This window comes from Neobacillus sp. PVCKKU3 (genome assembly GCF_058323225.1).
In genome coordinates, this window is the sequence record NZ_JBLVQN010000010.1 from 133,118 (window position 1) to 139,870 (window position 6,753).

The following is a 6,753-nucleotide window of genomic DNA, read 5'->3' on the forward strand; positions in this document are numbered from 1 at the left end:
TTATTTTTTTAGAACACTGAAAATGCTGCTTGCAATAGTAAGCATCGCTACAGACAGGACAAACTGGCCCAAATTAAAGAGAATCGTTGTTTTTAATAAAAGTGCCAAAAAGACAACTAGTACGGAAACGATGAATACTGATAAGACAGGCACAATCAATTTTTCATTCATCATTTCCTTTAACGAAGGAACTTTAGCCTTTCCTATTTCTTTGCTGTATTTATAGGTCCACCACAGGAATGGAACAATTTTATATAAATATCCGACAATACTTAGGACAATCCACAACAGTATATAGCAATATAGAAGCGGCCCGATAAGACTGTCAAACTTGCTGCTGAACAGGAGCATAAAGGCCGCTGCATGAATCACATTCCCAAAACCAATCGCAGAAAGGGCGAAGGAAAATGGTTTATCGAGCTTTTTCTTTAACCTTTTTTTAACGATGATACTAATATGCCAGCTGAAAACAGAGAAGCCGGCCAATAACAAGAAGAATCCAATCATTAATAATATACTGCTGTTAATAAAGAAAGAAATGATTGAAAGGACAAGCCCGGATACATAGATTCCGTACACATATCGTGCCTGCACCATCGGAAAACCATGGGCCAAAGAAAACATCGGCACCATCTTATAGGAAAAGCCAAAGATTAATAAAGTAAACCAACCAGTTAGTCCTAATAAAAGATGGCTTTTAAAGATGGCTTGGTAATGTTCGCCGAGAAAGCCTGTTTGCATACTGTAAATCATCGTAATTCCTAAGAATATGGTCAAAAACAAGCAAACTAAAGCCGTTCCCACAAAAGCAGTAAGAATGTTAGGGTTTGCTTGTGTTCTTAGCGTCATTAGCATCTGGAATAAGAACATAAAGATTCCAATAAGCGTAATGACACCGGGAATGACGGCATTTTGCGGTGCTAAATAGAGCATGGCCGAAAAAGAGGCAACCCCTGCTGCGGTGATGAAAAATTGAACAAATCCAAATTTCTCATTCCAAATTTTTGTCAAAAACGCAACCGGAACAAGCTGGTACATTGCACCCATCGCCACCATTAAGGCCCAGCCTAGGATTAAGAGGTGGGCTGCCGACCAAATGGCAGGTATGCGAAAAGTTCCATCCGTCATCATATGCCCATTTACCAACAGCAGAATCTGTGAGGCGACAAGGGCAATTAAACTAAAAAGTATAAATGAAAAAGGTAGTTTAATATTTGTTTCAGTTCCTAAATTCTGAGGAAGCATATGACTCACCTTCCTAGCGGAAGATTTCTATTTTAAAACTTCCGTCTGGTTGTTGTTCTGTTTTTTGTTGATATCCTAATTCTTCAAGCTGTTCATATAGAAACATCGGTCTTCTATCATTAATTATCGTTAAAACTTCCCCTTCGCCTAACCCTTCTAGAGCGGCTAAGGTTCGCATCATCGGCTGCGGCGGCTCGAGACCGCGATTATCCAAAATCATTGCAAATCACACTCCAAATCACTTTTAGCTTTTCTTTGTGAAAACTACTTTCCAATGCTTTTTCTCTAACTCTTCTTCTTCATGGGTAAAGCCCTTTGCCTTTAAGACAGTAAATAGTGGCACCGGCTTAAACGGTGCATGAAGAATGAATACATCTCCATCATTATTTAATTCTTTTACTGCCTCCATAATCTTTTGAAATGGTTCGAGTTTATTCTTTATATCCTCACGCACATCTAGTTCAATAATTCTTTGTCCCATAAAATCAACACCTCTTTAATCGTTTGTTTAATAACATTGTAGCAGTGTAATCCCCTAAGATATGTGATGAGCGTCATAGCTCAATGGATTTTAATGAAAATAGTTCTCAATGTGACAAATTTGTGAAAAAGTATTTAAAAAATAATATGTGTGATAAAAGTCACTATTTTGCCTTTTGTTTAGGACTACAATACATCTCGGATTGATAACCAGAAAGGGATGAAGGAAATGGAAATACAGCAGGGGACACAGCCGAAGAGCGTGGTAAAAGAAAATAAAAACGCACTTTTAAAATCCATTTTAATTATTACCATCTTAATCAGCTTTACCGTTCTGCTTGGCGGCGGCTATTGGATCTTTAAAGAGCAGGCGCCAAGACCATTGGAAGTAACCAATTCGAAAGGTGAAGTTATATTAACGAAAAAATCCATTATGGGCGGACAAGCTGTCTGGCAAAAGTATGGTTTAATGGACTACGGTACCGTGTTAGGACATGGTTCCTATATGGGTCCGGATTATACAGCAGAGTCTTTAAAAATCTATACAGAAGGAATGCAGGATTTTAAAGCGGAACAGCAATATGATAAAAAATTTGCTTCATTAACTGAAGATGAAAAGCAGATTATCAAAAACCAAGTTATTAAAGAAATGCGCAAAAATCGCTATGATGCGAGTAAAGATACATTAAAGCTGACAGATGCACAAGTAAATGGCCTTGAAAAAGTTAGGGCTTACTATAAGGATATTTTTACAAAAGGCGACGGCTGGGGTTTAAAAGCTAATCTAATCAAAGATTCTGATATACCATCAACAGACCGTGCCTATGTTGACAAAGGTGACCAAATCAAACAAATCTCTGATTTCTTCTTCTGGACAGCTTGGCTTTCAAGTACGGTTCGTCCTGGAGACAAAATCACTTACACGAATAACTGGCCGTATTTTGAAGACGCCGGTAACCATCTATCCTTTTCCGCTATTTGGTGGAGCGGTGCCAGCGTTACCATCCTAATTTTAATGGTAGGTATCATCTTATATCTGTTCTATCGTTATCAATTTGGTATGCAGGAAGCATATAAGGAAGGAAACTTCCCACGTATTGATTTGCGCAAGATGCCTGTAACAAGTTCACAGGTGAAAACAGGCAAGTATTTTACGGTTGTATCGATATTATTCTTTGTTCAATGTATGTTTGGGGCTCTTTTAGCTCACTATTATATCGAGCCAGACAGTTTCTTTGGAATTAAGTGGATCCATGATATTCTTCCATTTAATATTTCAAAAGGCTATCACTTACAGCTGGCGATTTTCTGGATTGCAACCGCATGGCTGGGTATGGGAATTTATGTTGCCCCGTTAGTCGGAGGTTATGAGCCTAAGAAACAAGGTCTTTTAGTTGATATTTTATTCTGGGCATTAGTGGTTCTTGTTGGCGGAAGTATGATCGGTGAATGGCTTGGTGCCAATGGAAAATTGGGAAATGCCTGGTTCTTGTTTGGCCATACCGGTTGGGAATATATTGAGCTTGGACGAGTTTGGCAGATTATCTTAATAGTAGGAATGTTTATCTGGCTGTTTATCGTATTCCGCGGTATTAAAGCAGGACTTAAGAAAGAGTCTGACAAAGGCGGTTTGATACACTTACTGTTCTATTCAGCCATTGCTGTACCGGCTTTTTATATCTTCGCTTTATTTATCAATCCTGGTACAAGCTTTACATTTGCCGACTATTGGCGCTGGTGGATTATCCATCTATGGGTAGAAGGTATTTTTGAGGTTTTTGCAGTTGTTGTTATTGGTTTCTTATTAGTTCAATTAGGTCTGGTAACAAAGAAATCAACGGTAAGACAATTATATTTCCAATTAACCCTGCTTCTTGGCAGCGGCGTTATCGGAATTGGACACCATTATTACTATAATGGTTCAGCGGAAGTATGGATTGGTCTAGGTGCAGTCTTCTCAGCATTAGAAGTTATTCCATTGACATTGTTAATTCTGGAAGCTTATGAGCAATACAAAATGATGCGTGAGGGCGGTGTCGATTTCCCTTACAAAGGTACGTTCTGGTTCTTGATTTCTGTTGCGATTTGGAACCTTGTCGGTGCCGGGGTACTTGGTTTCTTAATCAACCTGCCTGCAGTCGCTTATTTCGAACATGGGCAATTCTTAACACCGACACATGGACATGCTTCGATGATGGGTGTTTATGGGATGTTTGCCTGCGCAGTACTGCTTTATTCATTACGAAATATCGTCAAACCTGAAGCTTGGAACGATAAGTGGCTTAAGGTCAGCTGCATTCTTTTAAATATCGGCTTGGCAGGAATGGTCTTCTTGTCACTGCTTCCAGTCGGATTTATGCAAATTAAAGAAGCCTTCTATCATGGCTATGCAGCAAGCCGCGCTTCCTCCTTCCTGCAAAAGGATCTGGTGCAAACCATTTTAACCTGGCGTGCGGTACCTGACACCATCTTCTTAATCGGTGTAGTTATCCTGGTACTCTTCTGTATTAAGGCCCTATTTAACCTGCGTAAACCAACGCATAAAGAGGGAGAACGACTTCCGGTTAAAGATTTATCCATTGATGAAGATTAATAGTAAAAATCCGCAAGGCTTTAGCTTTGCGGATTTTTCTCTTCTTTCACTTCTTCGTAGCAGTCGAAGCAATATGACTGTTTATCCTCGGTAATCACTCCATTAAAGAATCCATCCAAACAATAAATCTCTTTCCCACAGCATTTACATAAACCAACTAATTCTTTCATTTAGACTTGCCTCCCTTATGAACAAAATCATATTTCAACTGTGATGGTACTCACTAAGTCCTAACCTAAGTTTTTCTATAATAAAAGAGAAGTTAACCCAATTAAAGGAGTGATAATGATGCAAACCTACGCAAAAGTTATCAATGTACCAGATTATCCACCAAGAGAAAAGCATCCAACCATTTTTAAGGCATTTGATGAATTGGCATCTGGTGAAACCATGCAGATTGTCAATGACCATGATCCAAGACCGCTGCTTTACCAATTTATGATGGAAAGACCAGAGCAATTTTCTTGGGAATACCTTGAAGAAGGCCCTGAAGTTTGGAAGGTCGCCGTTAACAAGAAGTAATTTTTTGAAGCTCCGCTCTTACTAGACTTGGTGTCTTCACCCAATCTAAAATTTGTTTCTATTTATTTTTCAGTTAAAACCTCTTTTTTCCTATAAACCTATTTTACAACAGAAATTCGTTTCTGTTGTTTTTTTAGCTAATAGGAAATTATAAATTTTCTCAAAATTTATAATTTCCTAACGCATAAATTCAACTACGCCTCTGTCTTCGTCCTATCGGACTCGCCAATCGACGAGTTTTCATTTATCCGCATGATTTGTCAGAAATATGTTAAAATTTATAGTGAGAAAGGGGGAAGACAATGAATACAGTGCAATTTGAAAAGGAATTCTTAGAGTATGTCAAGAGAATGACCGCATATCACGAAGCCCTTGGTTTAATTTACTGGGACTTACGTACAGGCGCTCCTAAACAGGGAGTGGGGCAGAGGTCAGAAGTGATTGGCGTGCTGTCCTCCGAGGTATTTAAAATGTCGACATCAGAGGAAATGGCAGCCTACATAGCAGGGCTTTCAAAAGCTGAATTGTCCGATAGAACAAGAAAAATTCTTGAAGAATGCAAAAAGAACTATGAGTTAAACAAAAAAATTCCTGCAGAGGAATACAGAGAATTTGTCATTCTTCAATCAAATGCCGAGAGTGTTTGGGAAGAAGCCAAAGAAAAAGCTGACTTCAATATGTTCAAGCCATACTTAGAGAAACTAGTCGCAATGACAAAGCGATTTATCGGGTACTGGGGTTATGAAGGGAATAAATATAACGTTTTATTAGAAATGTACGAACCGGGCTTGACGGTTGAGGTTTTAGATCATGTTTTTGGAGAACTGAAGGACAAAATTGTTCCGTTAGTAAAACAGATTTCGGAATCCAGCCACAAACCTGAAACTGATTTATTGTTCCATCGATTCCCTAAGGAAAAGCAGCGGGAATTCAGTTTGGAAATCTTAGCGCAAATGGGATTCGACTTTAATGCTGGCAGGCTTGATGAAACCGTCCACCCTTTTGCGACTGGTTTAAATCCCGGCGATGTCCGCGTTACGACAAAGTATGATGAACGGGATTTTCGGACCGCTGTTTTTGGCACCATTCATGAAGGCGGGCATGCCTTATACGAACAGAATATTTCCAAAGAGTTAATCGGTACACCATTATGCACAGGAACCTCCATGGGGATTCATGAATCGCAATCGCTTTTCTATGAAAATCTTCTTGGCCGGAGCCTGCCTTTTTGGAAAAAGAATTTTGACCTGCTGAAAAAATACACAAATGGTCAATTCGATCATGTGAATATTGAGGCTTTTTATCGGGCCATCAATGAGTCAAAGCCTTCTTTAATACGGATTGAAGCAGACGAACTTACCTATCCGCTTCATATAATTATCCGTTACGAAATTGAAAAGGGATTGTTTAATGATGAAATAGAGGTTTCCGACCTTCCATCAGTTTGGAACGACATGTATGAGAAGTATCTGGGAATCCGCCCTGGACACGATGGCGAGGGTGTTCTTCAGGACGTTCATTGGGCAGGTGGAAGCTTTGGCTACTTTCCTTCGTACGCTTTAGGCTATATGTATGCAGCCCAATTTAAGCGTAAAATGCTTGAGGACCTTCCGAACTACGACCAGCTTCTTGAAGAAGGGAATCTGCTTCCGATCAAAGAATGGCTTACGAATCACATCCATCAGCACGGCAAACTGAAAAAGCCGCTTGAAATCCTGCAGGAGGTAACAGGTGAAGGTTTAAATGCCAAGTATTTGATTGATTATCTATATGAGAAATATCGAAAGGTCTATCAAATTTAAAAACCAAAAGGCTTCAATCGTTTAGATTGAAGCCTTTTGGTTTACTAATTATTTTTTATAATTCACTACGCTAATTGGTTATGACATTATTAATATTAGGCTTTTCAACCA

7 protein-coding genes are annotated in these 6,753 nt (G+C 39.1%); 3 read left to right on the forward strand and 4 right to left on the reverse strand.

Annotated features, from left to right (window positions below; translation table 11 throughout):
- The 3 genes from ACNQGS_RS09420 to ACNQGS_RS09430 are packed head-to-tail and all read right to left on the reverse strand — an operon-like array spanning position 1 to position 1,726.
- Positions 1–1,245 carry a hypothetical protein gene (locus ACNQGS_RS09420; protein ID WP_491487094.1) on the reverse strand — a complete coding sequence of 415 codons (1,245 nt, stop codon included), beginning with the start codon at positions 1,243–1,245 and terminating at the stop codon, positions 1–3.
- Between the two features lie 13 nt (positions 1,246–1,258).
- Positions 1,259–1,465: a DUF2249 domain-containing protein gene (locus tag ACNQGS_RS09425; protein ID WP_213145073.1), complete on the reverse strand. Its 207-nt coding sequence runs from the start codon at positions 1,463–1,465 to the stop codon at positions 1,259–1,261.
- A gap of 24 nt (positions 1,466–1,489) precedes the next feature.
- Positions 1,490–1,726 carry a DUF2249 domain-containing protein gene (locus tag ACNQGS_RS09430; protein WP_423798913.1) on the reverse strand — a complete coding sequence of 79 codons (237 nt, stop codon included), beginning with the start codon at positions 1,724–1,726 and terminating at the stop codon, positions 1,490–1,492.
- Between the two features lie 228 nt (positions 1,727–1,954).
- On the opposite strand from ACNQGS_RS09430, the gene ACNQGS_RS09435 reads away from it, so the two are divergent.
- A complete protein-coding gene (locus ACNQGS_RS09435; RefSeq protein WP_491487095.1) occupies positions 1,955–4,318 on the forward strand; it encodes a nitric-oxide reductase large subunit in 2,364 nt (787 codons plus the stop codon).
- 20 nt (positions 4,319–4,338) lie between these two features.
- Here ACNQGS_RS09435 and ACNQGS_RS09440 read toward each other — a convergent pair whose 3' ends face one another.
- Complete coding sequence (locus tag ACNQGS_RS09440) at positions 4,339–4,488, reverse strand: hypothetical protein (protein WP_213120412.1); 150 nt, start codon at positions 4,486–4,488, stop codon at positions 4,339–4,341.
- Between the two features lie 118 nt (positions 4,489–4,606).
- Between ACNQGS_RS09440 and ACNQGS_RS09445 the strand changes: the two genes are divergently transcribed.
- Together ACNQGS_RS09445 and ACNQGS_RS09450 are read left to right on the forward strand one after the other, a co-directional pair.
- Positions 4,607–4,840: a DUF2249 domain-containing protein gene (locus ACNQGS_RS09445; RefSeq protein WP_213145314.1), complete on the forward strand. Its 234-nt coding sequence runs from the start codon at positions 4,607–4,609 to the stop codon at positions 4,838–4,840.
- Positions 4,841–5,142: 302 nt separating this feature from the next.
- Complete coding sequence (locus tag ACNQGS_RS09450) at positions 5,143–6,642, forward strand: carboxypeptidase M32 (RefSeq protein ID WP_491487096.1); 1,500 nt, start codon at positions 5,143–5,145, stop codon at positions 6,640–6,642.
- The last annotated feature ends 111 nt before the right edge of the window (positions 6,643–6,753 follow it).

Bases quoted from the DNA above. Each gene is read 5' to 3' on its own strand.
- ACNQGS_RS09420 (WP_491487094.1), bottom strand. From the start codon at position 1,245: ATGCTTCCTCAGAATTTAGGAACTGAAACAAATATTAAACTACCTTTT.
- ACNQGS_RS09435 (WP_491487095.1), top strand. From the start codon at position 1,955: ATGGAAATACAGCAGGGGACACAGCCGAAGAGCGTGGTAAAAGAAAAT.
- ACNQGS_RS09445 (WP_213145314.1), top strand. From the start codon at position 4,607: ATGCAAACCTACGCAAAAGTTATCAATGTACCAGATTATCCACCAAGA.
- ACNQGS_RS09440 (WP_213120412.1), bottom strand. From the start codon at position 4,488: ATGAAAGAATTAGTTGGTTTATGTAAATGCTGTGGGAAAGAGATTTAT.
- ACNQGS_RS09430 (WP_423798913.1), bottom strand. From the start codon at position 1,726: ATGGGACAAAGAATTATTGAACTAGATGTGCGTGAGGATATAAAGAAT.
- ACNQGS_RS09450 (WP_491487096.1), top strand. From the start codon at position 5,143: ATGAATACAGTGCAATTTGAAAAGGAATTCTTAGAGTATGTCAAGAGA.
- ACNQGS_RS09425 (WP_213145073.1), bottom strand. From the start codon at position 1,465: ATGATTTTGGATAATCGCGGTCTCGAGCCGCCGCAGCCGATGATGCGA.